Annotated in this window: 29 protein-coding genes and 5 pseudogenes; 13 read left to right on the top strand and 21 right to left on the bottom strand. The window is 58.1% G+C overall.

Annotated features, from left to right (window positions below):
- Window positions 1–409: 409 nt before the first annotated feature.
- From ACIQU2_RS01010 to ACIQU2_RS01000, 3 genes are all read right to left on the bottom strand, one after another.
- Window positions 410–1,423 carry a GlxA family transcriptional regulator gene (locus ACIQU2_RS01010; protein WP_403137799.1) on the bottom strand — a complete coding sequence of 338 codons (1,014 nt, stop codon included), beginning with the start codon at window positions 1,421–1,423 and terminating at the stop codon, window positions 410–412.
- 157 nt (window positions 1,424–1,580) lie between these two features.
- Window positions 1,581–2,372, bottom strand: coding sequence for a type I methionyl aminopeptidase (gene map / locus ACIQU2_RS01005; RefSeq protein WP_403137797.1), 792 nt, complete (start codon window positions 2,370–2,372; stop codon window positions 1,581–1,583).
- Window positions 2,369–2,635 carry a ParD-like family protein gene (locus ACIQU2_RS01000; RefSeq protein ID WP_347803877.1) on the bottom strand — a complete coding sequence of 89 codons (267 nt, stop codon included), beginning with the start codon at window positions 2,633–2,635 and terminating at the stop codon, window positions 2,369–2,371. The genes map and ACIQU2_RS01000 overlap by 4 nt, the downstream gene beginning before the upstream one ends.
- Window positions 2,636–2,943: 308 nt before the next feature.
- Here ACIQU2_RS01000 and ACIQU2_RS00995 point away from each other — a divergent pair, with 308 nt between their 5' ends.
- Together ACIQU2_RS00995 and ACIQU2_RS00990 are read left to right on the top strand one after the other, a co-directional pair.
- Window positions 2,944–4,623: a thiamine pyrophosphate-binding protein gene (locus tag ACIQU2_RS00995; protein WP_403137794.1), complete on the top strand. Its 1,680-nt coding sequence runs from the start codon at window positions 2,944–2,946 to the stop codon at window positions 4,621–4,623.
- Between the two features lie 211 nt (window positions 4,624–4,834).
- Window positions 4,835–6,052: a DUF3422 domain-containing protein gene (locus ACIQU2_RS00990; RefSeq protein ID WP_403138294.1), complete on the top strand. Its 1,218-nt coding sequence runs from the start codon at window positions 4,835–4,837 to the stop codon at window positions 6,050–6,052.
- 32 nt (window positions 6,053–6,084) lie between these two features.
- Here the strand turns inward: ACIQU2_RS00990 and ACIQU2_RS00985 are convergent, their stop codons facing one another.
- The 3 genes from ACIQU2_RS00985 to ACIQU2_RS00975 all read right to left on the bottom strand — a co-directional run bounded on the left by ACIQU2_RS00985 (window position 6,085) and on the right by ACIQU2_RS00975 (window position 8,938).
- Entirely contained in the window at window positions 6,085–7,203 is a 1,119-nt protein-coding gene (locus ACIQU2_RS00985) for a glycosyltransferase 61 family protein (protein ID WP_403137791.1), read from the bottom strand.
- Between the two features lie 74 nt (window positions 7,204–7,277).
- Window positions 7,278–8,432, bottom strand: coding sequence for a hypothetical protein (locus tag ACIQU2_RS00980; protein ID WP_403138291.1), 1,155 nt, complete (start codon window positions 8,430–8,432; stop codon window positions 7,278–7,280).
- 308 nt (window positions 8,433–8,740) lie between these two features.
- Window positions 8,741–8,938 carry a hypothetical protein gene (locus ACIQU2_RS00975; protein ID WP_347803881.1) on the bottom strand — a complete coding sequence of 66 codons (198 nt, stop codon included), beginning with the start codon at window positions 8,936–8,938 and terminating at the stop codon, window positions 8,741–8,743.
- A gap of 194 nt (window positions 8,939–9,132) precedes the next feature.
- Here ACIQU2_RS00975 and ACIQU2_RS00970 point away from each other — a divergent pair, with 194 nt between their 5' ends.
- A complete protein-coding gene (locus tag ACIQU2_RS00970) occupies window positions 9,133–9,333 on the top strand; it encodes a hypothetical protein (protein ID WP_347803882.1) in 201 nt (66 codons plus the stop codon).
- A gap of 184 nt (window positions 9,334–9,517) precedes the next feature.
- The gene (locus ACIQU2_RS00965; RefSeq protein ID WP_403137788.1) at window positions 9,518–9,958 is read left to right on the top strand and encodes a hypothetical protein; all 441 of its coding nucleotides are present in this window, start codon (window positions 9,518–9,520) and stop codon (window positions 9,956–9,958) included.
- A 14-nt stretch (window positions 9,959–9,972) separates the two neighbouring features.
- Here the strand turns inward: ACIQU2_RS00965 and ACIQU2_RS00960 are convergent.
- Window positions 9,973–10,092 (bottom strand): annotated as a pseudogene (locus ACIQU2_RS00960) (ABC transporter ATP-binding protein); the annotation flags it as partial.
- Window positions 10,093–10,244: 152 nt separating this feature from the next.
- Between ACIQU2_RS00960 and ACIQU2_RS00955 the strand changes: the two are divergent.
- The gene (locus tag ACIQU2_RS00955) at window positions 10,245–11,171 is read left to right on the top strand and encodes a universal stress protein (RefSeq protein WP_403137787.1); all 927 of its coding nucleotides are present in this window, start codon (window positions 10,245–10,247) and stop codon (window positions 11,169–11,171) included.
- A 135-nt stretch (window positions 11,172–11,306) separates the two neighbouring features.
- Here ACIQU2_RS00955 and ACIQU2_RS00950 read toward each other — a convergent pair whose 3' ends face one another.
- Both ACIQU2_RS00950 and ACIQU2_RS00945 read right to left on the bottom strand, forming a co-directional pair.
- The gene (locus ACIQU2_RS00950) at window positions 11,307–12,119 is read right to left on the bottom strand and encodes a class I SAM-dependent methyltransferase (protein WP_403137784.1); all 813 of its coding nucleotides are present in this window, start codon (window positions 12,117–12,119) and stop codon (window positions 11,307–11,309) included.
- 37 nt (window positions 12,120–12,156) lie between these two features.
- Entirely contained in the window at window positions 12,157–12,426 is a 270-nt protein-coding gene (locus tag ACIQU2_RS00945) for a DUF4242 domain-containing protein (RefSeq protein ID WP_347803886.1), read from the bottom strand.
- Window positions 12,427–12,751: 325 nt separating this feature from the next.
- Between ACIQU2_RS00945 and ACIQU2_RS00940 the strand changes: the two are divergent.
- Window positions 12,752–12,952, top strand: a pseudogene (locus tag ACIQU2_RS00940) (helix-turn-helix domain-containing protein); the annotation flags it as partial.
- Window positions 12,953–12,961: 9 nt separating this feature from the next.
- On the opposite strand, the gene ACIQU2_RS00935 reads toward ACIQU2_RS00940, so the two are convergent.
- The 3 genes from ACIQU2_RS00935 to ACIQU2_RS00925 form a co-directional block, all read right to left on the bottom strand.
- Entirely contained in the window at window positions 12,962–14,191 is a 1,230-nt protein-coding gene (locus ACIQU2_RS00935; RefSeq protein ID WP_403137781.1) for a cytochrome c biogenesis protein DipZ, read from the bottom strand.
- A 170-nt stretch (window positions 14,192–14,361) separates the two neighbouring features.
- Window positions 14,362–14,574: a hypothetical protein gene (locus ACIQU2_RS00930; RefSeq protein ID WP_403137780.1), complete on the bottom strand. Its 213-nt coding sequence runs from the start codon at window positions 14,572–14,574 to the stop codon at window positions 14,362–14,364.
- 48 nt (window positions 14,575–14,622) lie between these two features.
- A complete protein-coding gene (locus tag ACIQU2_RS00925; protein WP_347803889.1) occupies window positions 14,623–14,886 on the bottom strand; it encodes a DUF2790 domain-containing protein in 264 nt (87 codons plus the stop codon).
- Between the two features lie 304 nt (window positions 14,887–15,190).
- Between ACIQU2_RS00925 and ACIQU2_RS00920 the strand changes: the two genes are divergently transcribed.
- The 3 genes and pseudogenes from ACIQU2_RS00920 to ACIQU2_RS00910 form a co-directional block, all read left to right on the top strand.
- Window positions 15,191–15,931: a response regulator gene (locus tag ACIQU2_RS00920; RefSeq protein ID WP_403137776.1), complete on the top strand. Its 741-nt coding sequence runs from the start codon at window positions 15,191–15,193 to the stop codon at window positions 15,929–15,931.
- Window positions 15,928–17,229 (top strand): sensor histidine kinase, encoded by a 1,302-nt coding sequence (locus tag ACIQU2_RS00915; protein ID WP_403137774.1) that lies wholly within the window; start codon window positions 15,928–15,930, stop codon window positions 17,227–17,229. Before ACIQU2_RS00920 ends, ACIQU2_RS00915 begins: the two co-directional genes overlap by 4 nt.
- Before the next feature lie 72 nt (window positions 17,230–17,301).
- Window positions 17,302–17,775, top strand: a pseudogene (locus ACIQU2_RS00910) (LysR substrate-binding domain-containing protein); the annotation flags it as partial.
- Here ACIQU2_RS00910 and ACIQU2_RS00905 read toward each other — a convergent pair.
- The 3 genes and pseudogenes from ACIQU2_RS00905 to ACIQU2_RS00895 form a co-directional block, all read right to left on the bottom strand.
- A complete protein-coding gene (locus ACIQU2_RS00905; protein ID WP_403137773.1) occupies window positions 17,696–18,292 on the bottom strand; it encodes a DinB family protein in 597 nt (198 codons plus the stop codon). The pseudogene ACIQU2_RS00910 and the gene ACIQU2_RS00905 sit on opposite strands and share 80 nt — an antisense overlap.
- Window positions 18,293–18,533: 241 nt before the next feature.
- The gene (locus ACIQU2_RS00900; protein ID WP_347803892.1) at window positions 18,534–19,652 is read right to left on the bottom strand and encodes an NAD(P)/FAD-dependent oxidoreductase; all 1,119 of its coding nucleotides are present in this window, start codon (window positions 19,650–19,652) and stop codon (window positions 18,534–18,536) included.
- A gap of 16 nt (window positions 19,653–19,668) precedes the next feature.
- Window positions 19,669–19,836 (bottom strand): annotated as a pseudogene (locus ACIQU2_RS00895) (MFS transporter); the annotation flags it as partial.
- A gap of 3 nt (window positions 19,837–19,839) precedes the next feature.
- Here ACIQU2_RS00895 and ACIQU2_RS00890 point away from each other — a divergent pair.
- Together ACIQU2_RS00890 and ACIQU2_RS00885 are read left to right on the top strand one after the other, a co-directional pair.
- Window positions 19,840–20,001: pseudogene (locus tag ACIQU2_RS00890) on the top strand (OprD family outer membrane porin); the annotation flags it as partial.
- Window positions 20,002–20,305: 304 nt separating this feature from the next.
- Window positions 20,306–20,623 carry a DUF2388 domain-containing protein gene (locus ACIQU2_RS00885; protein WP_403137769.1) on the top strand — a complete coding sequence of 106 codons (318 nt, stop codon included), beginning with the start codon at window positions 20,306–20,308 and terminating at the stop codon, window positions 20,621–20,623.
- A gap of 51 nt (window positions 20,624–20,674) precedes the next feature.
- Here ACIQU2_RS00885 and ACIQU2_RS00880 read toward each other — a convergent pair whose 3' ends face one another.
- Both ACIQU2_RS00880 and ACIQU2_RS00875 read right to left on the bottom strand, forming a co-directional pair.
- A complete protein-coding gene (locus ACIQU2_RS00880) occupies window positions 20,675–21,607 on the bottom strand; it encodes a pyridoxal-phosphate dependent enzyme (protein ID WP_403137768.1) in 933 nt (310 codons plus the stop codon).
- A gap of 67 nt (window positions 21,608–21,674) precedes the next feature.
- The gene (locus tag ACIQU2_RS00875) at window positions 21,675–22,466 is read right to left on the bottom strand and encodes an SDR family NAD(P)-dependent oxidoreductase (RefSeq protein WP_403137766.1); all 792 of its coding nucleotides are present in this window, start codon (window positions 22,464–22,466) and stop codon (window positions 21,675–21,677) included.
- Between the two features lie 123 nt (window positions 22,467–22,589).
- Between ACIQU2_RS00875 and ACIQU2_RS00870 the strand changes: the two genes are divergently transcribed.
- A complete protein-coding gene (locus tag ACIQU2_RS00870; RefSeq protein ID WP_403137763.1) occupies window positions 22,590–23,537 on the top strand; it encodes a GlxA family transcriptional regulator in 948 nt (315 codons plus the stop codon).
- Window positions 23,538–23,658: 121 nt separating this feature from the next.
- Window positions 23,659–24,318 carry a methyltransferase family protein gene (locus ACIQU2_RS00865; protein ID WP_403137762.1) on the top strand — a complete coding sequence of 220 codons (660 nt, stop codon included), beginning with the start codon at window positions 23,659–23,661 and terminating at the stop codon, window positions 24,316–24,318.
- Here ACIQU2_RS00865 and ACIQU2_RS00860 read toward each other — a convergent pair.
- From ACIQU2_RS00860 to ACIQU2_RS00845, 4 genes are all read right to left on the bottom strand, one after another.
- A complete protein-coding gene (locus ACIQU2_RS00860) occupies window positions 24,312–24,989 on the bottom strand; it encodes an HAD-IA family hydrolase (RefSeq protein ID WP_403137760.1) in 678 nt (225 codons plus the stop codon). The genes ACIQU2_RS00865 and ACIQU2_RS00860 overlap by 7 nt on opposite strands.
- Window positions 24,990–25,100: 111 nt before the next feature.
- On the bottom strand, window positions 25,101–25,313 hold the full coding sequence (locus tag ACIQU2_RS00855) for a DUF1059 domain-containing protein (protein WP_403137758.1): 213 nt from the start codon (window positions 25,311–25,313) through the stop codon (window positions 25,101–25,103).
- Window positions 25,314–25,488: 175 nt separating this feature from the next.
- Window positions 25,489–25,896, bottom strand: a complete 408-nt coding sequence (locus ACIQU2_RS00850; protein WP_347805865.1) for a response regulator — start codon at window positions 25,894–25,896, stop codon at window positions 25,489–25,491.
- 182 nt (window positions 25,897–26,078) lie between these two features.
- On the bottom strand, window positions 26,079–26,360 hold the full coding sequence (locus tag ACIQU2_RS00845; protein WP_403137755.1) for a pentapeptide MXKDX repeat protein: 282 nt from the start codon (window positions 26,358–26,360) through the stop codon (window positions 26,079–26,081).
- Window positions 26,361–26,422 lie beyond the last annotated feature (62 nt).

The following is a 26,422-nucleotide window of genomic DNA, read 5'->3' as shown; positions in this document are numbered from 1 at the left end:
GCTGCGCGGGCCGCTATCCCATGTTCGGGGATCACTTCCCGGGTGACGCCCCCGAGTCATCGGTCTCGTCGAAATACTTGACTATTGGCCCAGGCCTTGCTTTGGCATCTTTTGCGGTACCTGGCTATCTTTGCGGAATTTCGAATGTTTATGCCTGATAGGGCTTGGTAGGCGACCGCTGGTGCTGATGCTGACCGCAAGCCTGGCGACGATCATGGCGTTTATGCAGGACCTGAACAGTGTGTTGATTGTGGTAAGCATCTAGACGACAGACCGCCCCACTTTCAGGAATTACCCCAAGGTTGGGGCAAAGAGTCGAAAACGGACGTTTTGGCTTCCTCAAAACTACTGAATGATGACGGCGTAAATCTGCACAAATCACGAGTAAGCATCGACTCAAAAAGCCGTTCTATTTGACGAGACGCGTTTCCTTGGAAGGCCTGTATCCGAAGTACGAGCTATAGCACTTGCTGAAGTGGCTGGGCGATACAAAGCCACACGCAACCAACACGTCCACCTGGGACAGCTCTGTGTGCTGGAGCAGCCGACGCGCTTCGGTAATCCGCAATTCCATGTAATACCGTTGCGGCGTTGTGCCCAGTTGCTCCTTGAACAAGCGCTCGAGTTGTCGACGCGAGCGGCCTGCGTAAACGGCCAACTGCTCCAACTCCAGAGGCTCTTCGAGGTTGGCATCCATCAGCTTCACCACCTCGCGTAATGGCGCACTCACGCAGACATTTTCAGTCGGTTTTATTCGCCGATAACGTGACTCCTCGAAAGCCAGGATGTCCTCGATACCCTCGACAAGTGCTTTGTCGTGCAGCCCTTTGATCCAGTCCAACGCCATGTGGAACGCCCCCGAGGGACTGGAAGCCGTGAGCCGGTCTCGATCGATGACGTAGGGCTCACTGGTGACATGCGTCGCCTTGGAGATTTCCGCGAGTGCGGGTCGATGTTCGGGATGAATCGCGCAACGATATCCGTCAAGCAAGCCTGCCCTCCCCAGGAACCATGCGCCATTCCACAACCCGGCCAGACTGACGCCCAAGTCTGATGCAGCCCTCAACAGAGAGATGAGTTCATCCGTCGCTTTGAGTTCTGTCCTGTAGCCGCCACAAATGACCAGAAGATCCAGGTCCTGGATCGTTGAGCCATCGAAACGGGTATCCGGCCGAATGACCAGGCCCAGGTCACTGATGACTTCCTCATCGGTCAAGCCGAACGTTCGGGAAGAGAACAACCCGGGTCGCAGAAGATTCGCGGTGACAATCGTATCCAGTGCTTGCGTGAATGCGGGCAGCGAGAAATGCTCAAGCAACAGAAATCCTGCCCGAACCATTTGAGTTTTCTCGTTGGGGTTCTCATTCAGATAGCGGAGATTTTTCCCCTTCATGCCTCCGCTGAATTGGCGTCGCTCGATCAATGTTCGGCCTACTCGGTTACGTTACCCAACCTGTCGTTGGGTGCGTTGATAAACCTCAATGCTAACTGTAGAAGTTTCAAAACCACTAGCGCCATTTTGCGATTGATCAGGCCAGCTGAAAGCCGTGACGTAGCGTTGTATCACTCGCAAGCTGCACCTAAACGATGGCCGGATACCCATCGACACTATCGGGCCAACGGGTCAGAACCTCGAAGCCGTCGTCAGTGACCGCGACCATATGCTCCCACTGAGCAGAGAGTGAGTGGTCCTTGGTGACCACGGTCCAGCCATCAGCCAGCGTTTTCACATGGCGTTTGCCAGCGTTCAACATGGGTTCAATGGTGAAGATCATGCCGGCTTTCAGTTTCAGGCCCTGGCCTGGATAGCCATAGTGAAGCACCTGCGGCTCATCGTGATAAATCTTGCCGATACCGTGACCGCAGTATTCACGCACGACGCTGAATCCGTCTCTTTCGGCCACCGTCTGAATGGCATGGCCAATGTCACCCAGGGTAGCGCCGGGGCGGACGACGCGAATACCGGCACACATCGCTTCATAGGTCGTCTCTGCCAGACGTCGGGCATCCGGGCCGGGCTCACCCACGAAGTACATGCGGCTGGTGTCGCCGTACCAACCCTCCTTGATAACGGCAATGTCGATATTCACGATGTCGCCATCCTTTAGTGGCGTTGCCGAAGGAATCCCATGGCAGACCACTTGGTTGACCGATGTACACACGGTTTTCGGGAAGCCGTGATAGCCGACATTGCCCGGAATGGCTTTCTGCACGTTGACGATGTAGTCGTGGCAGAGCTGATCGAGTTCGTCGGTGGTGACCCCCGCTTTGACATGCGGAGCAATCATGGCCAGGACCTCGGCGGCCAGCGTACCCGCAGCACGAGACATGGCTATTTCTGCCGGGGTATTGAGCGTGACATTGGCCTTCATTGCTTGGCTCCTGATGCTGCATCAACCTGGGCGCTTTGCGAAAAATCGGCGAGTGCGCATAGCTGTTTTACATCGAGGCCGCCAGCCAGTTCGGCACGAATCAGCAAGCGGCAGATGTCGCTATGGTCCAGGTTGGGATGTAACTCCGCAAGCATCCCGATGCGCATCCAGTGCTCGGCTTGTGCGTTGATCGAGCGACTCAACGCATCGCTGGCGACGCGCAGATTCTCGTGCATGGCTTCTGAAATTTTTACGATACCCACTGATCAATCCAATATGAAATGTATATGGATCGTATATTAATCGGTAGTCGTGTGAAAATGCAATTTCACGATTTGTAGCCACGCCTGAAGCGCGCGACAGCATAAATGTCACTGGGCGACTTGAAGTCCGACTTCAATAGCTGAGGGAATGAAGTGCTGAGCAATCATCGTTTGTACCCCTACTCGATGATGCTCAGAATTCGTGGCGCAGACATTAGCCGTTGTTCTTCCAATTGATCGAGTCAATACCTGCCAGAAAGAGAGCGATTCACCCTTTCACACCGCACCATTCGACTCAGGAGATAACAATGAATAAAACCATTTCTCGTCGTAGCGGAGGTCAGATATTGGTGGATGCCTTACGCATCCATGGCGTCAAAAGAGCTTTTTGTGTTCCGGGAGAAAGCTACCTCGCGGTTCTCGATGCATTGCATGACGTGCAAGAAGAAATCGATCTGGTGGTGTGCCGCCAGGAAGGTGGGGCGGCCTATATGGCAGAAGCCTACGGCAAGCTCACTGGAGAGCCAGGCATCTGCTTCGTGACCCGAGGCCCGGGTGCAACGAACGCCTCGGTTGGCGTTCACACGGCGTTCCAGGATTCATCGCCGATGATTCTGTTCATTGGCCAGGTCGCTCGCGATCAGCAGTATCGCGAAGCCTTTCAAGAAGTTGATTTTCGCCAGATGTTTGGCCCCTTGGCGAAATGGGTCGTGCAAATAGACGACACCCGCAGAATTCCCGAACTGATCAGCCAGGCGTTCCACCGAGCGGTCAATGGCAGGCCTGGGCCTGTAGTGGTCGCACTGCCGGAAGACATGCTGACCGAAATGGCGGAAGTCAATGATGCAGGGCCTTTCAAACGCGTATTGATGACCCCGGCAGCCGAACAAATGGCCGCCATGCAGCAACTGCTTGAGCGATCAGAGCGGCCATTGATGGTGCTGGGGGGCAGCGGTTGGGACACCGAGTCGGTGCACGACATCCGGCTTTTTGCTGAACAGCAAAATATCCCGGTTGCCGCCTCCTTTCGCTGCCAGGACCTGTTCGACAATCGACACCCGAACTATGTCGGTGACCTTGGTTTCGCCGCGTCAGCGCAGCTGTCCTCAGCGGTAAAAAACGCCGATCTGCTGTTGGTCGTAGGCTCCAGAATGGGGGAGGTTTCAACGGGCGGATATGTGGCCTTGGACATCCCGGTACCGAAGCAAACCTTGATCCATGTTCACCAAGGCATTGAGGAGTTGGGACGGGTTTACCAACCTGCGTTAGCGATAAACAGCAGCATGTCGACCTTTGCCAAATCAGCAGCAAAGCTTCCGGCGGCGACCAGCCAAATAAAGAGTGAATGGACGCGCACCCTGAACAAAAACTACCGTGAAAATCTGCAATACTCGCCCTCCCCTGGCGACGTGCAAATGGCGGAAATCATTGAGTGGTTGAATCGCAGACTTCCGGACGACGCGATCCTGACCAATGGCGCCGGAAATTATGCCGTTTGGCTTCAACGCTTCTATCAGTTCCGCCGATACCGCACCCAGCTAGGCCCTACCAATGGCTCCATGGGCTATGGCGTTCCTGCTGCTGTGGCCGCCAAACTGACGTGCCCTGATCGAGTGGTGGTTTCGTTTTCCGGGGATGGCTGCTTCTTGATGAACGGTCAGGAGATAGCGACTGCAGCGCAATATGGGGCCAATGTGATTTTCGTTGTGATCAACAACGCAATGTACGGAACCATCAGAATGCACCAGGAACGCAATTACCCTGGACGCGTGTCAGGCACTGAATTGCGCAACCCGGATTTCGCCGCACTGGCCCAAGCCTATGGACTGCATGGCGAGGTGGTAACCGCCACGTCCGACTTTGCGCCAGCGTTTGAACGCTGCCTTGAAATGTACCGGCCATCCTTGATTGAGGTCAGAGTCGACCCAGAAGCATTGACACCTCGACTGAGCCTGACTCAGATCAGAGAGCAATCAAGCAAGAAGTGAGCGGCAATTTCTTCTGTTTTGGGCGCCTGGTTCACGATTTATAAGGCGCCTTTTTTTTGATTTTCCCTCGCGCTTCATTGTTCGCTGGCCCACTACTGAAGTGGCAGCGTTGCATGACCACTTCAGCGTAAACCAGAGATTGCTGCGTGTGACTCGTGAGTTCGTCGACCTGTCCCACCTACAACAGCAGTCGATCAATGGCCTGAACAGCATGCATCCGCAAAGACAAACCCTGCACAACGAACTGCACGCGCGCCCGTCACTGTATTTCGACGAACCGGCCCATGTGTTTCATCTGGCCTTCCTTGGCGGGGAGCCGGAGTGCAATGCCCTGCTGGAGCGCTGCTGCCCTACCCCGATCGATCCTCATGCCGCCCAAGGCATCACCCAGCTCGATGGCCACGCCCTGAAATGGGAACGCCACGCCGAGTTCTTCACCCTGACCCTGGTGGTCACTTCATCCTGCGATGACCTGTTCTGGACATCGCTGCCCGAGGTGCTGGCGCAAAAGATCGAAACGCATTTGCCGCAGCTGATCAACTCGGTGCAGATCGTCGTACGTGGAGAGTCCGGCCTGGACCTCGCCGGCTACAGTTTCAAGGACCCGTGCGGTTCCTGCGTGGGCGGTGGCGATGCGGTGGTCTGGAGCGATTTTCGTCTCAGCGAGGACGGCAACAACCACATCCTGTTCGTCAACCGGCGCCTCAACGCTTACCGCCAAGGGCGGATGATCCGCCGTCTGCTGGAAATCGAGACCTACCGCATGATGGCCTCGCTGTCGTTGACCACGGCCAAGACCTTGAGCGCGCAACTTGATGTCTTTGACAAGACCTTGGTCACCCTCTCCGAGCGTAACGCCGACGCTGACAGCGGCAACGCGAAAGCCCTGCTGGCGGACATCTCCAACCTGTCAGCCCAAGTGGTCAGCAGTACCGCGAAAACCCGCCACCGCTTCAGTGCCACCCAAGCCTATGCCCAACTCGTGTACGAGCGCCTGGGCGAATTGCGGGAAAGTCACGTCGGTGATTGCCAGCGCCTCGGGGTGTTCATCGAACGCCGTTTCAAACCCACCGTCAGGTACTGCACCGCCACCGAACAACGCCTGGAACACCTGGCCAAAAGCGTGGCCAACCTGGGCGACCTGTTGCAAGCCCGGGTTCAAGTGGAAATGGAAGAACAGAACTCGGAAATTCTCAAAAGCCTGAACGCCCGCGCCGATGCCCAGATCAAGATCCAGCGTGCCGTGGAAGGTCTGTCGATTATCGCCATTACTTACTACCTGCTGAACCTGCTCAAGCTTGGCTACTCAGGGTTGCACCTGCTCGGCGCCGAGGTGGCCCCGCGAGAGGCGATGCTGGCCATGACGCCCCTCGCGATCGCGATCCTTGCGCTGATTATTTTCCGCATCAAGAAAGTCAAAGAGCACTGAAACGGTGAATCGCAGGGAGGCGCCATCACCCATCAGGATGGGAACAGATCCAGTGTGCGCTCAACCTCTTGAATGTCGATTTTGAAGCCATCACCCTCTGGCGTTCCGACTACAAAGCCAAAATTCTGGTTGTCGCGATCCGTCAGGTACTTGAAGTAGCTGACGAAACGGTTCGGTGGCTGCAGTACCAGCAACGAACCACCCTGCGGCAGTACATTGACACCATGTACAAGCTGGCTCCCTTCGACCCCCACCACGGTCCGCGCCCCGGCACACGTCGCCACTATGGTCGGGACATCGGTTTTCAAAGGATCGACTATGCGAAACCCTCTGCTCTTGCGCAGATGTTCAGCGAGCTCCATTTCATTGCGCAAAAAGCGCAAGTCACCGTCGCCACCCCGGAGAATGAACACGCCAGGGTGAGACTCATAGCTCACGTGCGACAGTAGCTTTTCACCCATGGCACGGAAACGTAAATGCCTGCTTTGATTGTTGCTCACATCGTCGAACAGCACGAGCTCACGAAAAAACGCACTGTGCAAGCGAAGCGGTTTCATATCAAACCAGTCCTCATAGGCGGGAGCCTGGGTAAATAGAGGAAACCTGGCGGATGGCGCGGTGGTTACCGGGACGCCTTCGTCGCATGCCAATGAATAGGTCGGACAGTCTTCCATTAACCATGTACCAAACCATGTGTTTCCATTCTGCGTGCAGTAGGCGGCACCGCGCTCGATCTCGTTTTCCACGAGAATTCGCGGAAACAAGCCAGGCTTGAGAGACAACCAGTGACTTGCCTTGTTCTTGTAGAGCGCTCCATCGATCAGCCAGACATCCTTGATCAGGTAGCCACGTGTCGGGCCTTGTACTACGTTGCCCAGCCCTTCCATTGTGCGAGCGGGATGCTCGAAAGGATAAAAGCGCTTCGCCTCCCATCCTGTGACGCGGTCCATTTGATTGGGCAGGAAGAAAGCCGGCGGAGAATAAGATGTCCCACCCGGAGCAATATCCCAGGTTTTCGCCGCCAGGCTTTTTAAGTTGATCTCCGCCTTTCGTGCGAGTCTTTTTCTTGCCATATACCTGTAGGCGGCAAGGGTCCATTTTTTCCGATTGCCAGTGGTCGAAGTGCTTATTTGCGAGACATCGCTTTCCATGAAGAGTCCTCCCTGCGGGACAGGGTCAATAGTCAGACGCGAAGCGCTCTATTTATTTCAGTCCTGGAAATTGCTCAGCTGGATGCAATCCTTTTCATAATGGGTGGGGTCTGCAAATTGGCGTAGCGACTACGCAAGGTTTCGAGAAACTGTTCGCCCGAGCTCTTGGCGCAATAAAGATAAATCTTGTGTAGCCCGCCAAATACCATTTCATGATAACGACTGGCGACCTCCTCATCGCTTGGCCCGTCCGGCAAGCCAAGGTGAAGGGTCAATTCCTTTCCTTCGACAGCGAATAGCGGCGTATCCCAGAGGAATTTGGCTGCCCCTGTCTTGGGCAGCCGGACAAACATATAAGCATGGTTTCCCAGGGAATCAATATCACCGCCGCGCCTTCTTTTCCATTTCAGAAGTCCGTCATCTGGCCGTGCCAGACAAAGACCGATGTCGTAATAATCGAAGCCATTTTCTATCGCCCATTCAAGTGCCATGAAGGTGGTAATCGAGTTGACTTCACGCAGTCTTTTGGCATCTGAAAAAATCGCCTCGGTATATCCGAAACGTAGCGTGCTCCAGTAGCGCTTTCCGCCCCGGGTTATTACGCAGCCAAGGTGACATGCAACAACCTCGTCCTCCAGCATGATCAGGTCGAGCCGGCCGACAGTCTTGGCGATCCTGAAAACCTCCTGCGTGGCAAATTGCGCAGCGTGGATGCCTTGCCTTGCCGTGGCATAAGGTCGAAGCATTTCCCTGTCTGCCTTTTCAATGTCTTCATCCAACAGCGTCTGGACCATTCGGTAGCGCGGTCGGTTCTTGCGTATATTTCGACGCAATTCGCTATCGTATTTTGTGGTGATCTCCTCGATGGATCGCCCCAGCGGTACGACGGCACTCAGATACAAGGGTACATACAAGGCCCCCGAGGTCGGCATTTCACTGACCACTACCACATGACTCGACGCACCAGGTTCCGGTTCGCCGTCGACCATAGGGGAATCACCTTGGGACTTTCCCCTTATGAGAAGCTTGGCCATCTCCCGCTTCTTTTTCCTTCCGATATAGAGGATTTCGTAAGGACTTTCGTTCTGCACTCTGAACCTGGCAATTTCCCAGCGCCAGAAACACGCACGTCCAAGGATGTCTCGCAACCAGTTTGAAGCGTTTCTTAACTCATACCGCATTGAAGGAGATATGAGTTTGCGGATAACTGCCGCCAAGTTCTCTTTCATTTCTTCGTCATCCTTTGAGCTTTCTTTTGGGTAGATCAGAAAAAGATCAAGGCGGAACTTCAAGAGGCGTGCTTAAACCTTGATATAAAAGACATATTTGATGAGGAACGCTCTCACGTTCAGTGACTAGTAAAGATCAAGGTAGCGACTTTGCAAGCGACATGGAGTAGCGCCAGTCGTCTATTTCATGACGCCAATTTTTCTTCCAGGCCCAGTAGAAGCGTCGTCAGTATTGTAGTGGTCGTGTTTTCGTCCAACTATGCGCTGTATGGCGACATTGGCGCGCGGGTCAGCCCCCACTATCGTCCTTAGTCAGTGCTTGAAGCAGAGACATTAAGAAAGGCATTCCAGATCTCGTAAGCATCGTGATGCCGTTTGCTCGCCTCTTCCCACTCTGGTCCTGAAACACATTTGGAAGAGACCAGCGTCATCATGCCCATCGTTGCGGCGTCCAGTTCGATCAGGAATGCGTGAGACTGGATTCTGAAATCTTCGACCGATGGCATTACGTGTTCCCCCGGCGGATTACACCGCTATTAAGGAGCGGCTGCTCCTCGGACGGTGGAGTACCGCCTGGAGGGAAAATTCAGGCAGTCTGACCGCAGGCACGTTTCGTCAGGTAATCGAGGAGCGCCGACAAAAAACTCGAACTCAAGCCATAGCGTTGAATCCAATGTCCAGGTCAATGGAGGTCAGTGATATGAACAGCGATAACAGTGTTAACGACGTCGAACCGGACGCAACGTCAAACGCCGAAAGAGATCTTGAGGACAGGGACACGGACGCCAAAGATGTGGATGAAACCGTTACGCCCTCTTCAACTCGAACCCAGGAGCAGGAGGCTGAGGAGCTCAGTCGGAAAATAGCGGAGATAGAACGCAAAGTGGCGGACGGTAACTAGCGGGACGCCGAGGGCTGTGAGGCTATAATCTAGAAGACACGCTGCTCCTCTCCTTCGTCAATGTATTTGCATTGACATTGGAAGGGGCTGGACCGGGTTCCGGTGCTACGCTTTCATTTCCTCGAATAGAGAATGAAGCGATGTCCACCGAACTCACAATCCCCAGACTTTCACGACTGTAGCCATGAAACGGATCCTGATCGGTGGTATCACCGTAGCGATTATCGGCACGATGACGTATGGATTTTTCCAATGGAAAATCGTCGAAAGCCACAAACACGACATTCTGTGCGGAGAGGCCAAGCAGGCGCTGAAAGGCGTGGAGATCCGGGCGCGTGCGTTGGCTGCCGGACTGTCTGTAGAGGCCTATGGCAAGGCTGAAGAAGACGAAGTGGCGACACTCATTGGTGCGCTCGACGCCGCCAAGAGCGACGCTGAGGTCGACACGGTCATAGAGGCTCACGCTGCCACCATAGAAGCGGTGGATGCGGCTATTGACGCTCAAGTTGATACCCAAGGCGATCAGACATTCCTCGAACAACGACTCGTGAAACAGCGGATACCGGTCGACGTTAAACAAGAACTGCAACGCGCCGCGAAGGCCGTTAGCGTCAGGTGCAGTTAGTATTCAACATTGCCCTACCCCACGGCCCCCAAGTAATAGTTCTGGATATCCTCGCGCCCGGCCAACTCGACCGCCGAACCTTCATCCACCACCCGGCCGCTCTCCAGCACAAAGGCATATTGAGCGTAATCCAGGGCGCTCAGGTTGTGCCAACGCATCCGGCACCCGTACGAACCTCAGCCTGCACCCGGTTTACGGAAGGGAGGTAGATCATGGTCAATACTTAGAGACTGGATGTACGTCGCACGAGCCGCACGTCGGGCGGCTTATTCACGGGAGGTTCATCATGTCTGGTCAATCCCGCTTCATGCTGGTTGCATCACCGCTGATGGAACACAGCCCTGCTTTCGACAGGGCCGCTGCGCTGGCCAAGGCCGAAGACGCCGCGCTGCACATCGTCGCCTTCGATTTCCTTGAAGGCCTGGCGACCGCCAGTCTGGTCAACGAAAAGGCCCTGGAACAGATGCGCGTGGGCTACGTCGAGCGCCACAGCCAATGGCTTGAGGAGCAGGCCCGCCCCTTGCGCAAAATCGGGGTCCACGTCACCACCGAAGTGGCCTGGGTCGAACGCCCATTGGAGGAAATCCTGATTCACCTCAAAGAGCAGCCGATGGACGTGCTGATCAAGGCGCTGGAGCACGAATCGCTGCTGTCGCGGCTGATGTTTACCCCGCTCGATGTGCACTTGCTGCGCGAATGCCCGGTACCTCTGCATTTCGTGAGCCACGCCGTGCACGCCTTGCCGCGAAAGATCGTCGCGGCGGTCGACCCCTTTCATCGCGATGACCATTACAAAACCTTCAACGACCGAATCCTTCACGAGGCGGCGAAACTGGCGAGCGCCTGTAATGCCGAGCTCGATGTGGTCTACGCCTATGACCTTTCATCCATCAGCGCCGACGAATTCGGTTTCGACAACGGGTCGGCGTTTTTCTCCTCGGGCAAGGCCAAGACCGTGTTCGATTACCAGGAGGATGCCTTCAACGACTTGGCCGAGCGCAACGGCATCGCGCCGGAGCAGCGGCACATGATCATGGGTAACCCGGCCAAGGTCCTCACCCGCTATGCCGATGCCTATGACGTTGACGTGATTGTCATGGGCCGGATCGGTCATCGCGGCATGGGCCGGCTGATCGGCAGTACGGTGGAGCATCTGCTGTACAAAATGCCGTGCAGCGTTTGGGTGGTGTACACCGAGCGGCTGGATGAATAGCCGCGATACACGCCCCCCTGTAGGAGCTGCCGCAGGCCGCGATCTTTTGATCTTGACCCTATGCGTCGAATGAAGATCAAAAGATCGCAGCCTGCGGCAGCTCCTACAGTGTTCTCTTCAGATAGGTGAATGAGTTCAACGCCGGGTTATCACCACCTCCAGGTATTCACTCGGCACCACCAGCGATTTTTCTCCCGCTCTGTTCAAACGGTTGATCAGTTCGGTCATGTCTCTTTCCAGTCCCTGGGCGCCTTCAGGAGGCAGCGCTGCGAATGCTTTGTGGACCGGGCCGTACCAGGTGCGGAACGTGTCGATGAAATGCGCGGCCGAGCGGTAACGGAAGTTGAAGGTCTTGCGCGTCACCTGGACCAGAAAGTCACGATCGTCAAAGTGCGTGTGCAGCCAGGCTTCGGTGCCCCACTGCGAAGGCGGTTGAGCGCCCGGCGGTGGCGGCAGGTGGCGTCCGAGGGTCTTGAACATCTGGCCGACAAAACCTTCGGGCGTCCAGTTGGCGAGGCCGATCCGCCCTCCGGGGCGACAGACCCGCGCCAGTTCCGTGGCGGCCTTGGACTGGTCCGGCGTAAACATCACACCGAAGGTCGAAAGCACGGCATCGTAGCTGGCATCCTCGAACGGCAATGCTTCAGCGTCGGCCACTTGAAACGTGACATCCAGGCGTTCTGCCCTGGCCCGGTCTTCGCCGCGTTCCAGCAGCGCGGCCACGTAGTCGGTAGAAGTGACGAGGCAACCACGGCGCGCGGCAGCGAGCGTCGCGTTACCGTTGCCGGCGGCCACGTCGAGCACGCGTTCATCGCAAAGCAGGTCGCAGGCCTCGGCGAGTTGCTCGCCGACAATCTGCAAAGTGGTGCCGATCACGGCATAGTCGCCACTGGCCCAAGAGGCCATCTGACGGTTTTTCAAGGCAGTAAGATCAATGGGTGTACTCATGAATTCCGCTCCGTTGCGGGTTGGAACGCAACCCGGCTTATTCGGCCGTGGTGGGATCGATGATGGCCGAGACCTGGGAAATGCGGTTGGCCGGGAAACCGCTCTGCCTGGCGTGTTCCTTGATCAACTCTTCGTTGGGCGCGATGTACACGCAGTAGAGCTTGTCACCGGTGACATAACTCTGCTGCCACTGCACCTCTGGCAAGTCGCGCAACGTCCTGCAGGACTTTTGCGAAGCCGCTTTCAAATCCCTTTCTGACAGTGTTCCAGCACCTGGAATCTCGCGTTCTATGACGAACTTCGGCATGGCAACCTCTCATTCTTGTTATTGATGACAGGGTCGGCAGACCCTGTGTGCCAACTATCGCGCCGGGCAACGCTGGCGTCCTGCCCGATCGTCGGCCAACCCTGCCCGATCGTCCGGAGATTTCACGCTCTGGCGCGACAGGCTCACAATCAAGCTCACCACCCAAAGCTGCCCGCCAACACGGGAAAACCACCATGGACGCCCTGTCCCAGACCCTGCGCGTCGTCCGCCTGGTCGGCGCGATTTTCATCAATGCCAGGTTCACTGCCCCCTGGTGCTACCAATCGCCGAGCGCCGACACGGCGGCGCCGTTTCTGGAGCCCGGCAATGGCGCATGTTGCTGGCGGCCAACCTGTTACGCAGCAGTAACAGCTCGTTGATGCGGATTGCCGAAGAGGTGGGCTACCAGACTGACACGGCGTTCAGTCGGGCATTTCGCCGAGAGTATGGAGCGCCGCCAGCGGCGTGGCGGCGCAGTCAGGAGAAAAAACCAATAGCCCACGGCGCGCAGCCTGTGAGCCATTGATTTGAAGGTTTATGCGGCGGGTGCGGTGGCTTTGGCGTCGGCCTTGGCCTCTTCGAGCAACTGCTGAATCATTTTCTCCTGAGTCTCGTAGCGGCCTTCACCGAAGTGGGTGAAACGCACCTGTCCCTTGGCGTCGATCAGGTAGTGAGCCGGCCAGTACTGGTTGTCGAAGTTGCGCCAGATCGCGTAGTTGTTGTCGATGGCCACCGGGTAGGTGATGCCGAGCTTTTTCACCTGATCCTTGACGTTGTCGATGATGCGCTCGAAACCGTATTCAGGGGTGTGCACGCCGATCACCACCAGGCCATCCTTCTCGTATTTCTTCGCCCAGTCCTTCACGTAGGGCAAGGTGTGCTGGCAGTTGATGCAGTCGTAGGTCCAGAAGTCCACCAGCACGACTTTGCCTTTCAGCGAATCGTTGCTCAGTGCCGGTGAGTTGAGCCATTCGACCGCACCGGACAGCGACGGCATGGCGCCTTGGGCGTTGTCCATGGACGAATCTGCCTTGACCTTGCTGACGAAGTAATCGACGACTTTCGGTACGGTTTCCAACACATGTTTTTCAACCGTGGTAACGCCTTCGGACGAGGTGCCGGCCAGCAGTGTTTTGTCGGCACCGGTGGAGATCACCGCCGCAGCCGCCAGCACCGCAACACCGGTGCCGCGACGCAACCAACCGGTGACCGGGATCGACGCTTTCAAGCGATTGACCAGGCCGCGACCGGCGAAGATCAAGGTGCCCAGGGACAATGCGCTGCCCAGGCCGTACGCCACCAGTAACAGGCTGGTTTGAGCGTTTGCACCTTGCAGCATGGCACCCGTGAGGATAACCCCGAGGATCGGCCCGGCACACGGTGCCCAGAGCAGGCCGGTGGCTACACCGATCATGACCGAACTCAACGGGCCGGACATTTTGCGGGTGTCGGGGTCGATGCGATTGCCCAGCGCCACGAAAGGACGGGCCAGCCAGTCACCGACACGGGCGGAAATCAGCGACAGGGCGAACAGCACCATCACGATGAGGGCCACATGACGGCCGGTGTTGCTGGCGTGTATCACCCACTCGCTGCTGACCACGGCCAGGCTGGAGATCAGGGCGAAGGTCAGGGTCATGCCGCCGAGGGTGAGCAGGATCGAGGAACGTGAACGTTTAACACCGGCGAACAGGAACGGCACGACCGGGAGGATGCAAGGGCTGAGGACGGTCAATATGCCGCCGAGGAAAGCGATGAGAAACATTGGGATCACCTTGAAATTATAGAGGGCGACTCACCACCCATCCCTGTGGGAGCGAGCCTGCTCGCGAAGAGGCCATCACATTCAACATTTTCGTTGACTGACACCCCGCTTTCGCGAGCAGGCTCGCTCCCACACCGGAATTGTGGTGTTCACAAAACCGTGTTCGGGCTTCAGGCCGTCTGGTTACCCAGCAACTGACCTTGCGGCGTACGGCTGGAGCCGTCCTGCGCCAAAAAGGCGTTCCCGCCCTTCTGCGCCACCGGCGTCAACTGAAAGCAAGTCGCGCTGCCACAGCTTTTTTGTTCAACAGCAGCGTTGGCATGGGCAGCGGCGCCAGCCACGGAGAAGGCAATGGCAGTCAAAAAGCGGGTGACGTTTTTCATGATGTGCTTCCTGTTTCAAATGGGATGGGCAATGGGTCAGCGCAGGACTCAGTTGTCTGAGTTGCAGCCATCAGCAAATTTGCGATAGTCCAGAACCTGGGTTTTGTTATGGGAATCCAGGTAAGTCAGCTGGGCATCCACAACCCCGCAGGAAGGCGAGGCGTCCTGTTTCAGCGACACCACTTTCTTGATGTCCAGGTGCGTGCCGTAGGTGTAGGTTTTAGCGGAGACATCGGCTTCGGCGCGGGCCGACAAGGTGCAGATGTTCAGGGCGGCAAACAGGCAAGCGGCGTAGACGGCTTTGGTGTTCATGGTGGTTTCCTCAAGGGTTCAATAGGTCAATCGTGTATTGGGCCGAGGCGACTTGGCTTGCCTCGATGGAACCTATTAGAAGCCCGCGAGGTATCCCGACTGTGTCGGGAACAGGCGCGTGTAAATCGGTACGTATCAAAACCGGGCCGGGATACAGAGCGATACAAAAGCCCTGGAAATGAGTGTTTTTGCGTCCACGTGTATCCGCCGACATGCCAGATACACTGCAATACAAAGGACTGCGGGCGAGCGGGCCAAGGCTCGATAGACTGCGCGACATCCCCATCTACAGAGGCCTGGCCAAATGGAACACATCGATCACATTCTCATCGTGGACGATGACCGCGAGATCCGGGAACTGGTAGGCAACTACCTCAAGAAAAACGGTCTGCGCACCACCGTCGTGGCGGATGGACGGCAAATGCGCACGTTCCTGGAATCCACGCCGGTGGACCTGATCGTGCTCGACATCATGATGCCGGGCGACGATGGCCTGATGCTGTGCCGTGAGTTACGCGCCGGCAAACACAAGGCCACGCCGGTGCTGATGCTCACCGCGCGCAACGATGAAACCGACCGCATCATCGGCCTGGAAATGGGCGCCGACGATTACCTGGTCAAGCCATTCGCCGCTCGTGAACTGCTCGCCCGAATCAACGCCGTATTGCGCCGCACGCGGATGCTGCCGCCCAACCTGGTAGTCACCGAAAGCGGTCGCCTGCTGGCCTTCGGGCGCTGGCGCCTGGACACCTCGGCCCGGCACCTGCTCGATGAGGACGGCACGATGGTCGCGCTCAGTGGCGCGGAATATCGGTTGCTGCGGGTGTTCCTCGATCATCCTCAGCGGGTGCTCAATCGCGATCAACTGCTGAACCTGACCCAAGGCCGCGATGCCGACCTGTTCGACCGCTCCATCGACTTGCTGGTCAGCCGCTTGCGCCAGCGACTGCTGGACGATGCCCGCGAACCGGCCTACATCAAAACCGTGCGCAGTGAAGGCTATGTGTTTTCGCTGCCGGTGGAAGTACTCGGGGCGCCATCATGAACTTCACCGTTCGTTGGCCCCGCACCCTCGCCTCGCGACTGTCGCTGATCTTCCTGATCGGCTTGATTCTCGCGCAGGCGCTGTCCTTCGGCGCGCAGTACTACGAGCGGTACGAAAGCACGAAGAACACCATGCTGGGCAATCTGGAAACCGACGTCTCGACCTCCATCGCCATCCTCGACCGTTTGCCGGCCGAAGAACGCATGAGTTGGCTGCAACAACTGGATCGACGTAACTACCGCTATTTGTTGAACGAAGGCTCGCCGGGCATGCCCATGAGCGATTCGCCAATAGCGATGACTTCGATCAAAGAGGCCATCGGCAAGGATTACCCGATGACGGTGACCGACATCCCCGGGCCGGATAAACATTTTCAGGTCCACCTGAAACTGGCGGACGGCAGCCCGGTAACCATCGACGTGCGGCCCTCGATGGTGCCGTTGTCGCCGTGGTTACCCATCGTGTTGCTGGGGCAACTGACACTGATGCTCATCTGCACCTGGCTGGCCGTGAGAATCGCCATCCGCCCCCTCACCCGCCTCGCCCAAGCGGTAGAGACGCTTGACCCCAACACCCACGCGGTGCACCTGGACGAAAAAGGCCCGACCGAAGTCGCCCATGCCGCCATGGCCTTCAATTCGATGCAGGCGCGCATCGCCGTCTACCTGAAGGAGCGCATGCAACTGCTGGCAGCGATTTCCCACGACCTGCAAACCCCGATCACTCGCATGAAACTGCGCGCCGAATTCATGGACGACTCCGCCGAGAAAGACAAACTCTGGAATGATCTTGGCGAGATAGAACACCTGGTGCGCGAAGGCGTGGCCTATGCCCGCAGCGTTCATGGCGCCACCGAGGAAAGTCGCCGCACCCATCTGGATTCGTTCCTCGACAGCCTGGTGTTCGACTATCAGGACATGGGCAAAGACGTGCAGCTAGGCGGTAAAAGTGACGCGGTGATCAACACCCGGCCGCACGCCTTGCGGCGGGTGCTGGTGAACCTGACGGACAACGCATTGAAGTTCGCCGGCGCCGCCGAGTTGAGGGTGGAAGCGAAGGCTGACGGCAGCTTGTCGGTGAAGGTGATGGACCGCGGGCCAGGGATTGCCGAGGAGGAATTGGCCCAGGTGATGGAACCGTTTTATCGCGTGGAGAACTCACGTAACCGCAGCACCGGCGGGACCGGTTTGGGGTTGGCGATTGCACAGCAGTTGGCGTTGGCGATCGGGGGATCGTTGACGTTGAGTAATCGTGAGGGAGGTGGGTTGTGCGCGGAACTCAAATTACCGGCTCCGTAGCATGATGATCGTTCCCACGCTCTGGGAACGATCGGTTACTGTGGCGAAGGGGCTTGCCTCCTCGCCACACGTTTTTCCGTCGGGATCAGCTACACCACGGAACTGCCGGCCAACGCCAAGCGCAAGAAGTTGCGTGACCTGAGCGTGAAGATCCTGCGCGGCGACAATCGCCCCGGCACCCTGACCCTGGATGAATACTGCGAACGTCCGCACGCGCTGGTGTCGTTTTCCGGGGATTTGACCGGGGCCATCGACAACGACCTCGCGCGTATCGGCCGCTCACGCCGGGTGGTGCTGGCGGTGCCGCAATTCGCCGGCCTGCGCGCCTTGCTGGCCGGCACCGATATGCTGGCCACGGTGCCGGACTACGCGGCGTGCGCGCTGATCGAAGGCAGCAGCCAGTTGCGGGCCGACGACCCGCCGTTTGACATCGTGCTGTCCGAACTGTCCATGGTCTGGAACGGCGTCAACGATAACGATCCGGCAGAACGTTGGTTGCGCTCGCGAATTGCCCAACACATGGCCGCCCCACTGCCGGGGCATTAATCAATTTGAAAGACTCGGGGTCGGTCTCGCGCAGGTACACCGGCAAGTCAGTGACCGGCGGCATGACCGGGATTTCGAAGTACATCTGGATCACCCAGCCGCGGTGATAACTGGCGTGATTGACCACATGCATCAGTATCGCGCCGGCGCTCATGATGCCGCTTTCCCCCGAGACAAAGCTGAACTCGACGGGTTTATCCAGCGAGGCATCGGTCTGCCGTTCGCTCCAGTCGCAGTACCAGCGATCGATGCCCTTTTGCGCCAGGCGCAGCTCAGCGAGGTCGGGGTGCAGCAGATCGTGTGACGTCTTGAAGCCGTGCCCTCGGCCTTCGAGGTGAGCCTGCCAAATGCAGTCCACCACGTAGATGTGGTTCAGGGTGCCGATCATGTTCTTGAACACCGACACGCGTCCTTTATTGACCTCACCCGGTGGCAGTGCGGCCAGGCTGTCAAAGAGGCGTTGATTGGCCCAGCGTTTGTAATCGGCAAGCATGCGGGCAGTGCGTACGTTAATCATCGCAGGTCTCCCATTGTGATGGGCGCACTGCCAAGCATAGCCCTCAGGGCGAGCGGCATTGCAAACGCTGATTACCGGTACTTAAGCCATAACGCGACCCGTAGCAGCTGCCGAGCCTGCGAGGCTGCGTTCGGCTGCGAAGCAGTCGTGAATCCTGTGCACGCGGTTTGTCTGAGACACCGCAGCGTATGGTTTAGCGACGGCTTCGCCGCCGAACGCAGCCTCGCAGGCTCGGCAGCTGCTACACCGGTCGTGGTGTGACTAGTATGGTCGTCACCCGATCTGCCAACGCCAGGCAACTGGTCAACCCCGGCGATTCGATTCCGAACAGGTTCACCAGCCCCGGCACACCATGCTCGCTCGGACCACTGATGACAAAGTCGGCCGCCGGCTCGGTCGGGCCCGTGATTTTCGGGCGGATGCCGCTGTAGGCCGGTTGCAGGCTGTTATCGGGCAACGCCGGCCAGTAGCGCCGGATCGCCTCGTAGAAACCATCGGCTCGGTGTGGATCCACACGATAGTCGAGCTGATCGACCCATTCGACGTCCGGCCCGAAGCGCGCCTGACCGCCAAGGTCGAGGGTCATGTGTACGCCCAGCCCTGCACTTTCCGGAGCCGAATACACCAGATGCCGGAACGGCGCCCGGCCGCTGAAACTGAAATAGCTGCCCTTGCATAGCCGGGCAGTTGGAACGTGCTGCGACGGCAAGCCCTCAATCCGGCTCGCCACCTCAGGTGCGAACAATCCGGCGCAATTGATCAACTCACGGCAGTTCAATGTCATCGGTTGGGCGCCGCCCATCCGCAGTTCGAAACCTTGCCCGGTGCAACGGGCCGACGCCAGCGGCGTATGAAAAATCAGCGATGTGCCGCTGGCCTCGGCATCTGCCTGAAGCGCCAGCATCAGGGCATGGGAATCGACAATCCCGGTGGACGGCGACCAGAGCGCAGCGACGCAGGACACTGCCGGTTCAAGTTCCCGCGCCTGTTCGGCGTCCAGCCATTGCAGGTCATCGACGCCATTGCTGTGGCCCTGCGCCAACAACTTCCGCAAGGCCGCGCACTGACCGTCATCCGTGGCCACGATCAGCTTGCCCAGGCGCCGATAATCGATGCCGCGCTCATCGCAATAGGCGTAAAGGCGTTGTTTGCCCTCCACACACAATTGCGCCTTGAGGCTGCCGCTCGAGTAGTAAATGCCGGCGTGGATCACTTCCGAATTGCGCGAACTGATGCCCACGCCAATCCCCTCGCCCGCCTCGACAAGGATCACTTCCCGCCCGCTCCGGGCCAGGGCTCTGGCGACCGCCAGCCCGACCACTCCGGCCCCAACCACCACGCACTCGATATCGACGCTCACCTGACCTCAGCTCCTTTCACGCCAGCCCTCGTTCCCGATAATCGATCAGGCTGGAGAATATCGCCAGCAGCATGGCCATGACCACGAAGAAGATCAGCACCAGGAAATACGACCCGGTGAACTGCACGATCAGCCCGATCAGGATCGGCACGATCACCCCGGCCATGTTCCCGCAGAAGTTCATACCCAGAAAGAATGGGAGCGGGACATTTCTCTGGACTACGTGATTCAGTCCGGTTCGCTTAAAGGTGTCGGATTCGGATGGCGTAACGGCAAGTCCAACAGCGAGGCGGCCCGTGACCAGGACCAGAATCGCTTGATCGTGAGCTACAGCATTCCTTTGCTGTAGCAGAGCGGCCTGAAGGGACTGTGCGCAATTGGAGGGTTTTCGCCTTGCCTCTTTGACTCAGCGCTGACACTGGGTCAGCGCTTTGTCTGTGCTGACCAAGGACTCCGGCCCGCGCTTGCGGCGAAGCAAAGCGGGCTGATCCAGCGTTATTGGTGGAGATCATCGTGTGTGCGGCGAGGGGCTGAGTTTTTTCAGAGGCAGGCGTTGGACTGATAACGCTTCGGCAGGGAACTCCTGGCGACCGCCACGCATCCTACAGATGTGGTACTTCCTTTTTTGCTTCACGCTTTCAGAGGACACCGTCATGCGCCGTCTGATTATCATCTCTTCACTAGTGCTTTGTTTGCCCGTTGGTTCAGCCATGGCCGATGTAGATGCAAAAGATGTCGCCACCTCGGCTGGGGTTTCCGCATCGCTGTACTCGACGTTCAAGGATGACAAACGGGTGATTCCGGCCCGAGATGACGCCTCCAGCTTCGTTGCCAGTGGCGGCGCGATTCGTGGTGTTTATCTGGAGTCGTTCTTAAAGCAGATTCGTCAGGAAAATCCCGGCCTCAACGCCAGCGACGAAGACCTGGCCAGAGCAATCCTCGTCCAGGAAGGCGTAGCTGCGGGTCAATAAAGGCTGAAAAAATAGCGGTGGGGCTGCAGCACACGGATAACGTTTGCAGCCCTACCTTGCTTCGGCGCCGGTGGATAATCTCGCCCAACCCGCCACCAATTGCGCGCTGATGCTCACGCCGCCGCACACCACAATCACCACATCATGGGCCTCGGCAATCGCCGGATGGTCCAGGTATCCAATCGCCAACGAAACACCACACGCCGGCTCGACCAACTGGCGCAGGTCGTTGGCGTAACGCACCACGCCCATGATCGCCTCGTCATCGCTGAGCACCACGCACTCGTGGGGAAAATCGACGATATGCTGCACCGGCCAGGCGGCCACCTGAGTAGCGCCGAGCGACCTGGCGACCGTATCGATCCGGGGAAATATGACCGGATGTCCGGCACTGACAGCGGCGGCAAAAGACGCAGAACCCTGGGTTTCACACGCGATGATCCGGCAGTCCATGCGCTTGTGGCGGATCAATCCGATGAGAATCCCCGCCAGCAAACCTCCGCCCCCTACCGACATCACGAGCGCATCGACCTGAGGGCAATCCTCGAGGATTTCGTCGACCATCGTGCTGTGCCCTTCCCACAGCACCGGGTGATCGAAGGCTGGCACGTATTCGGTGTCCGCGCCCTGCGCGAGTTCCTTGGCCCGTAGATTGGCTTCGTCCCAGACCTTGCCATGGACGATCACCTGGGCACCGGTTTTCCTGATCCGTGCGCGGGTGGTTTCCGGCGTGGTGTGCGGCACCACAATGCAGGCTTTCAACCCCAGTCTGGCGGCAGCCACGGCGGTGGCGAACCCGGCGTTGCCGCCGGAAGGACAGATCACTTTGCGTTTCCCTTGCTCCGCTGCCTGGCTGCACAAGAGCCCTATGCCACGAAGTTTGAATGAGCCGCTGGGTTGCAGATTTTCCAGCTTGAGCCAGATTCGCCGGGATGGAGTCGACAGGTCTGGATGCAGAATCAAGGGCGTTCTGATGTGAAGCATGGTAGAGCTCCTTAAGGGTGAACGGTCCTAATCCAAGCTTAGTTCACCCTGCCCGGCGGCTACCGCTTTAGCGATAACGCGGTGCTGCCGTGGAGTTGCCGAACAAACCTGAAAGCGTCTGACGCTGGGCTTCGTAGGCGTCCCACTGATCGCCTTGGTGCAGGCCCGGAATGGTCACCACTTCGCCTTGCGCCAGGCCCGTCAGCGCGGCGTCGACCATGTCCTGGGCAGACATCACGATCTCTTGCGGCAGGTTTTCCACCGGGTTGCCGGCCTCACTCCAGAAGTCGGTGGCGGTGGCACCGGGCAATACGGCCTGGATACGAATGCCTTTGTCGGCCAGCTCGCGGTGCATCGATTGGCTCAGGCCGAGGACAAACGCCTTGGTCCCGCCATACACGCCGTTGAGAATTTCCGGGGCGATGGCAACGATCGAGGAGATATTGATCACCGTCCCGGTGCCGCGAGCGACGAAGCCTGGTACCACCGCGTAAGCGAGGCGCATCAAAGCGGTAACGTTGAGGTTGATCATGTCTTCCATGTCATCCACGGGACTGCCGAGCAGCGGCATGACAGCGCCGACCCCGGCGTTGTTGACCAACAGGGTGATACTGGCGTCGGAGCGTAGAAATTCTTCGACCCGCCGCAAGTCAGCCTTGTCTTTCAAATCGGCGGCGACCACTTCGACGGCGCGGCCGGTTTCGTTACTCAGGTGGTTGGCCAGGTCGTTCAGTTTCCCCTGGCTGCGGGCGACCAGAATCAGGTCGTAACCTTGCCGGGCGAGACGGTCGGCATACACCGCGCCGATGCCCGAAGAGGCGCCAGTGATCAGTGCGGTACCTTTGGATGAGAGGGCCATGTCGATTTCCTTCACAGTGAGGCGATAACGTCGCCGGGTGTGAACCGTTATAAAGGGTCTAACACCCGTCTCAAATGACGTTTAAAGTACGTTTTTCGGACACGACCTTTTGAGGACACCTCAATGACTTCCGTAGCGTTTGTAGTGTTTGAAGGGTTCCAGTCCATGGCGCTGGCGGCCATGCCGGTGTTCGAGTACGCCAACTTCAGCGCCGGCGAGGCGCTTTATGACGTCAGCGTACTGTCCGAAAATGGCCGCACATTGCGCGCTTCCGGTGGGCTGAGCGTCGGCACCGAGGCCTTTGGTGAGCGGGTGTTCGATACGGTGATTGTGGTGGGCGGCGATGCCATCCTCGCGCAGGCACCCGAAGGCGTACTGAACTACCTGCGCGCAAACGTTAAAACCGCTCGGCGCACGGCGTCGATCTGCTCCGGGGCGTTCGTCCTGGCACAGGCGGGATTGCTCGACGGACGGCGCGCCACCACCCATTGGGCTTATGCACGGGAGCTGCAAGCGCGGTTTCCGTCGATCAAGGTCGAAGAAGACCGCATCTACGTCGTCGACGGTTCGATCTGGACCTCCGCCGGGATGACCGCCGGCATCGACCTGGCGCTGGCCATGGTGGAAAAGGATCACGGCGCCGCACTGGCCCGTTCCGTGGCGCAGAAACTGGTGATGTACCACCGCCGTGCGGGCGGCCAGTCGCAACACTCGGCGCTGCTGGAACTGGAAACGAAATCCGACCGCATTCAAACCGTGCTCGGCTATGCGCGAGAACACCTAACCGAGACGTTGTCGGTGGAGCAACTGGCAGACGTCGCGCGCCTCAGCCCTCGGCAGTTCAGCCGGGCCTTCCGGGCGGAAACCGGTCAATCACCGGCCAAAGCCATCGAGAACCTGCGCCTGGAAACGGCGCGGCAGATGCTGGAACGCGGGCGCCTGACCCTCGATCAGATCGCCGAAGAATCCGGCTTCAGCGACTGCCGGCGCATGCGCGAAGCCTTCCTTCGGGCGTTCGGGCAGCCGCCGCAGGTGATTCGGCGTAATGCCAGGGCCGACACGTCTACGTAGGAGCTGCCGAAGGCTGCGATCTTTTGATCTTGGCCGTCCTCAATACCGCTCAAGATCAAAAGATCGCAGCCTGCTGCAGCTCCTACAATGAACGGTGTCAGGTCCGTTTGTGGAGGTGCAGATGAAAATCTCGGCCAAACTGGCGTTTTTCGCCATTGTTTCCACCCTCGCCTACCTTGGGCTCGCAGTGTGGGGGCTTGGCGGATTCTCGGCGTTTTTCTCTCATGCACCGCTGGTAGTCATTGTGTTTGCCACTGTGGTGATGGCCATCGCGTCCTTGTTCACTGAGGTCAACCTGAGTTCCGGCGAACGTGAAGACCGGGCCAATCATTGGGTGCTGCCGGCGTTCGGGGTGATCGGTTTATTGAGCGGGTACCTGCCGGCCTACACCGACCGGATCGATTTCTGGACCTTTGGTGGCGAAGGTGTGCGCTGGCTCGGGGCATTACTGTTCATCATCGGCGGCACGCTGAGGTTGTGGCCGGTGTTTGTGCTGGGCAAGCGTTTCAGTGGACTGGTGGCGATTCAGCCGGGGCACACGCTGGTCACCGACGGGATTTATCGCACCTTGCGCAACCCCAGCTATCTGGGGCTGATGATCACTGCAATGGGCTGGGCACTGGCCTTTCGCTCCGGCGTTGGCCTGTTGCTGACCGCGGTGACGCTAATCCCGCTGATCGCCCGCATTCACTCCGAAGAAGGGCTGTTAAGGGCGCAGTTCGGCAGCGAATACGAGGCTTATTGCGCCCGCAGTTGGCGGTTGATTCCCGGGGTTTACTGAAGGTCCCGCGGCTCAAGACGCAGCAGACCATCTGCCTCCACGCGGCTGCCGACCGACTCATAGCTGGCGAGCGTGGCATGCGGGGTCCGGAGCGGATGGTCGTGGGTCGCAGTCACCACGATAAGGCCCGCACCCGCCGCCTCGGCGGCGAGAATGCCCACGGTGGCGTCTTCAAAAATCAGACAATCGGCCGGCTCAACGCCCAAGCGCTTGGCCGCCAGTCGATAGCCCGCGGGATCAGGCTTTCCGGCACTGACGTCTTCGGCAGTAACCATCACCAAAGGCTCTGGAATACCCGCCGCGGCCATCCGCCGCAGCGCCAATGCCTTCGGCGCCGAGGTGACGATAGCCCACTGGTTGGCGGGCAGCGACTTCAGGAAATTCGCCGCGCCAGGCACCTCGATGATCCCCTCGACATCCTCGATTTCTGCCTCGGTGATGAACGCCGCTTCAACCTCGGCATCCACCCCGGGCAACGCCAGACGATTGATGGTGTCGATGGCTCGAACGCCATGGATGGTGGGCAGGAATGAGTCGACATCGACGCCGTGGCGCAAGGCCCAGGCCGCCCAGATCCGCTCGGCAGCGGCGATGGAATTGAGGACGGTGCCGTCCATATCAAACAGAAAAGCGTGGTACGGGGTATTGAAGACAGATTCTTGAGCAGACAAGGGGAGCTTCCTCTCGCAAGTGCCAGGCGGGTTCGCCGAGCAATGTAGCATTTGCGAGGAGCTGCCGAACGCGGCCCGAGCCTTCGGCAACTCCTGAAGAGGATTTCCTTGCTAAGCGGGACGCGGTGCTTCATCAGGCGGGGTGCCGTCGTGAAACATCGTCTTCAGTTGAGCACGCAGTTCCGGTGAGTCGGTGTGCTTGTGAACACTGACCGCATGCTGTGCGGCGGCCTCGAGCAGTTCGTTTTCAGAGTCTGCGGACAGAGCGACCGAGCATTTGGCATCACTTGGAAACTCTCGGCAGTCGATGTATTTACGCGCCATGATCTTCTCCTCCCTACGACGAAGGCAGGCCGTGGCCTGCGTGAACGATCACTCGACGCGTCACCCCATACATCAAACACGATTGCATGTCGCACCGAGTGTGCCGACTCTTGAAGTATAGGCCCGCCACAAGGCGCATCGTGCCAGGTTGTAGTGGCCTGATGTGCCGCAGGTTCTACAGGGTACGTTTCGACTTCAAGGCACCTTCCACACAGTCCAGCAACTGCCCAAGCGCCCACGGTTTCTTGATGAACGACACCGAATGCCTGACCCCGGCGCTTTCAGGCGTTTCGAAACCGGACATGATCATGATCGGTTTGTCGGGCCAGCGGTCGCCAAACAGATTGGCCAGGTCCGCGCCATTGAGTTTGCCCGGCATGGTGATGTCCGTGAGCAATAGACGGACGCCTTCGGAGTGTTGATCCAGATACTTCGACGCGGCATCCGCGCTGGTCTGCGGTTCAACCACAAAGCCTTCCTCCTGAAGAATTTCGCAGAGAAACTCCAGGATCAGCGGATCGTCCTCAACCACAAGAATCAACCCGCCAAGGAGATGATCGCCCGCCGTCGATACTGGTCTCATGACTGTGCCACTCCCTGATTGCCTAGATGATTTCGCGGGCTTAAATCCGCTACCTATCAGGTATGAGCAGCGGACTTCGCGGAAATTCATTTTTGATACAACCGGGCGATAAATCGGGCGTCCATACAGCACTGTATGGGCGCCGAAAAACCAGGGTCTGGCCTCGAAGAAGGGTGTTGGGATCAGTACGACGGAGCGTCTTTTTTCATGGCGTCCTTGGACATCGCGTCCTTTTTCATTCCGTCCTTGGACATGGTGTCTTTCTTCATCGCGTCCTTGCTCATGGAATCCTTGGACATGGTGTCCTTTTTCATCGTGTCTTTGTGCATGGCGTCTTTAGACATTGAATCCTTGTTCATGCTGTCGTTGCTCATGCCGTTATTGGTTGTTGCATCGGCGGCAAACACGCTGGCAGCACCAAACGCCAGGCACATGGACAGTACGGTGGTGGCTAACTTTTTCATGATGAAACTCCTTGAAGCTCAGGTTGCAAATGAGCGCAGCGGGCGCTGCGCAGTGAAGTAGC

Origin of the sequence: Pseudomonas sp. NPDC098740, assembly GCF_044760065.1 — a bacterium.
Taxonomy (GTDB): Bacteria; Pseudomonadota; Gammaproteobacteria; order Pseudomonadales; family Pseudomonadaceae; genus Aquipseudomonas; species Aquipseudomonas rossensis.
This window is presented reverse-complemented; position numbering and strand designations above follow the sequence as displayed.

Coding starts and splice junctions, on each gene's coding strand:
- map (WP_403137797.1), bottom strand. CDS start 2,372: ATGAAGGCCAATGTCACGCTCAATACCCCGGCAGAAATAGCCATGTCT.
- ACIQU2_RS00995 (WP_403137794.1), top strand. CDS start 2,944: ATGAATAAAACCATTTCTCGTCGTAGCGGAGGTCAGATATTGGTGGAT.
- ACIQU2_RS00990 (WP_403138294.1), top strand. CDS start 4,835: ATGCATCCGCAAAGACAAACCCTGCACAACGAACTGCACGCGCGCCCG.
- ACIQU2_RS00985 (WP_403137791.1), bottom strand. CDS start 7,203: ATGGAAAGCGATGTCTCGCAAATAAGCACTTCGACCACTGGCAATCGG.
- ACIQU2_RS00980 (WP_403138291.1), bottom strand. CDS start 8,432: ATGAAAGAGAACTTGGCGGCAGTTATCCGCAAACTCATATCTCCTTCA.
- ACIQU2_RS00975 (WP_347803881.1), bottom strand. CDS start 8,938: ATGCCATCGGTCGAAGATTTCAGAATCCAGTCTCACGCATTCCTGATC.
- ACIQU2_RS00970 (WP_347803882.1), top strand. CDS start 9,133: ATGAACAGCGATAACAGTGTTAACGACGTCGAACCGGACGCAACGTCA.
- ACIQU2_RS00965 (WP_403137788.1), top strand. CDS start 9,518: ATGAAACGGATCCTGATCGGTGGTATCACCGTAGCGATTATCGGCACG.
- ACIQU2_RS00955 (WP_403137787.1), top strand. CDS start 10,245: ATGTCTGGTCAATCCCGCTTCATGCTGGTTGCATCACCGCTGATGGAA.
- ACIQU2_RS00950 (WP_403137784.1), bottom strand. CDS start 12,119: ATGAGTACACCCATTGATCTTACTGCCTTGAAAAACCGTCAGATGGCC.
- ACIQU2_RS00945 (WP_347803886.1), bottom strand. CDS start 12,426: ATGCCGAAGTTCGTCATAGAACGCGAGATTCCAGGTGCTGGAACACTG.
- ACIQU2_RS00935 (WP_403137781.1), bottom strand. CDS start 14,191: ATGTTTCTCATCGCTTTCCTCGGCGGCATATTGACCGTCCTCAGCCCT.
- ACIQU2_RS00930 (WP_403137780.1), bottom strand. CDS start 14,574: ATGAAAAACGTCACCCGCTTTTTGACTGCCATTGCCTTCTCCGTGGCT.
- ACIQU2_RS00925 (WP_347803889.1), bottom strand. CDS start 14,886: ATGAACACCAAAGCCGTCTACGCCGCTTGCCTGTTTGCCGCCCTGAAC.
- ACIQU2_RS00920 (WP_403137776.1), top strand. CDS start 15,191: ATGGAACACATCGATCACATTCTCATCGTGGACGATGACCGCGAGATC.
- ACIQU2_RS00915 (WP_403137774.1), top strand. CDS start 15,928: ATGAACTTCACCGTTCGTTGGCCCCGCACCCTCGCCTCGCGACTGTCG.
- ACIQU2_RS00905 (WP_403137773.1), bottom strand. CDS start 18,292: ATGATTAACGTACGCACTGCCCGCATGCTTGCCGATTACAAACGCTGG.
- ACIQU2_RS00885 (WP_403137769.1), top strand. CDS start 20,306: ATGCGCCGTCTGATTATCATCTCTTCACTAGTGCTTTGTTTGCCCGTT.
- ACIQU2_RS00880 (WP_403137768.1), bottom strand. CDS start 21,607: ATGCTTCACATCAGAACGCCCTTGATTCTGCATCCAGACCTGTCGACT.
- ACIQU2_RS00875 (WP_403137766.1), bottom strand. CDS start 22,466: ATGGCCCTCTCATCCAAAGGTACCGCACTGATCACTGGCGCCTCTTCG.
- ACIQU2_RS00870 (WP_403137763.1), top strand. CDS start 22,590: ATGACTTCCGTAGCGTTTGTAGTGTTTGAAGGGTTCCAGTCCATGGCG.
- ACIQU2_RS00865 (WP_403137762.1), top strand. CDS start 23,659: ATGAAAATCTCGGCCAAACTGGCGTTTTTCGCCATTGTTTCCACCCTC.
- ACIQU2_RS00855 (WP_403137758.1), bottom strand. CDS start 25,313: ATGGCGCGTAAATACATCGACTGCCGAGAGTTTCCAAGTGATGCCAAA.
- ACIQU2_RS00850 (WP_347805865.1), bottom strand. CDS start 25,896: ATGAGACCAGTATCGACGGCGGGCGATCATCTCCTTGGCGGGTTGATT.
- ACIQU2_RS00845 (WP_403137755.1), bottom strand. CDS start 26,360: ATGAAAAAGTTAGCCACCACCGTACTGTCCATGTGCCTGGCGTTTGGT.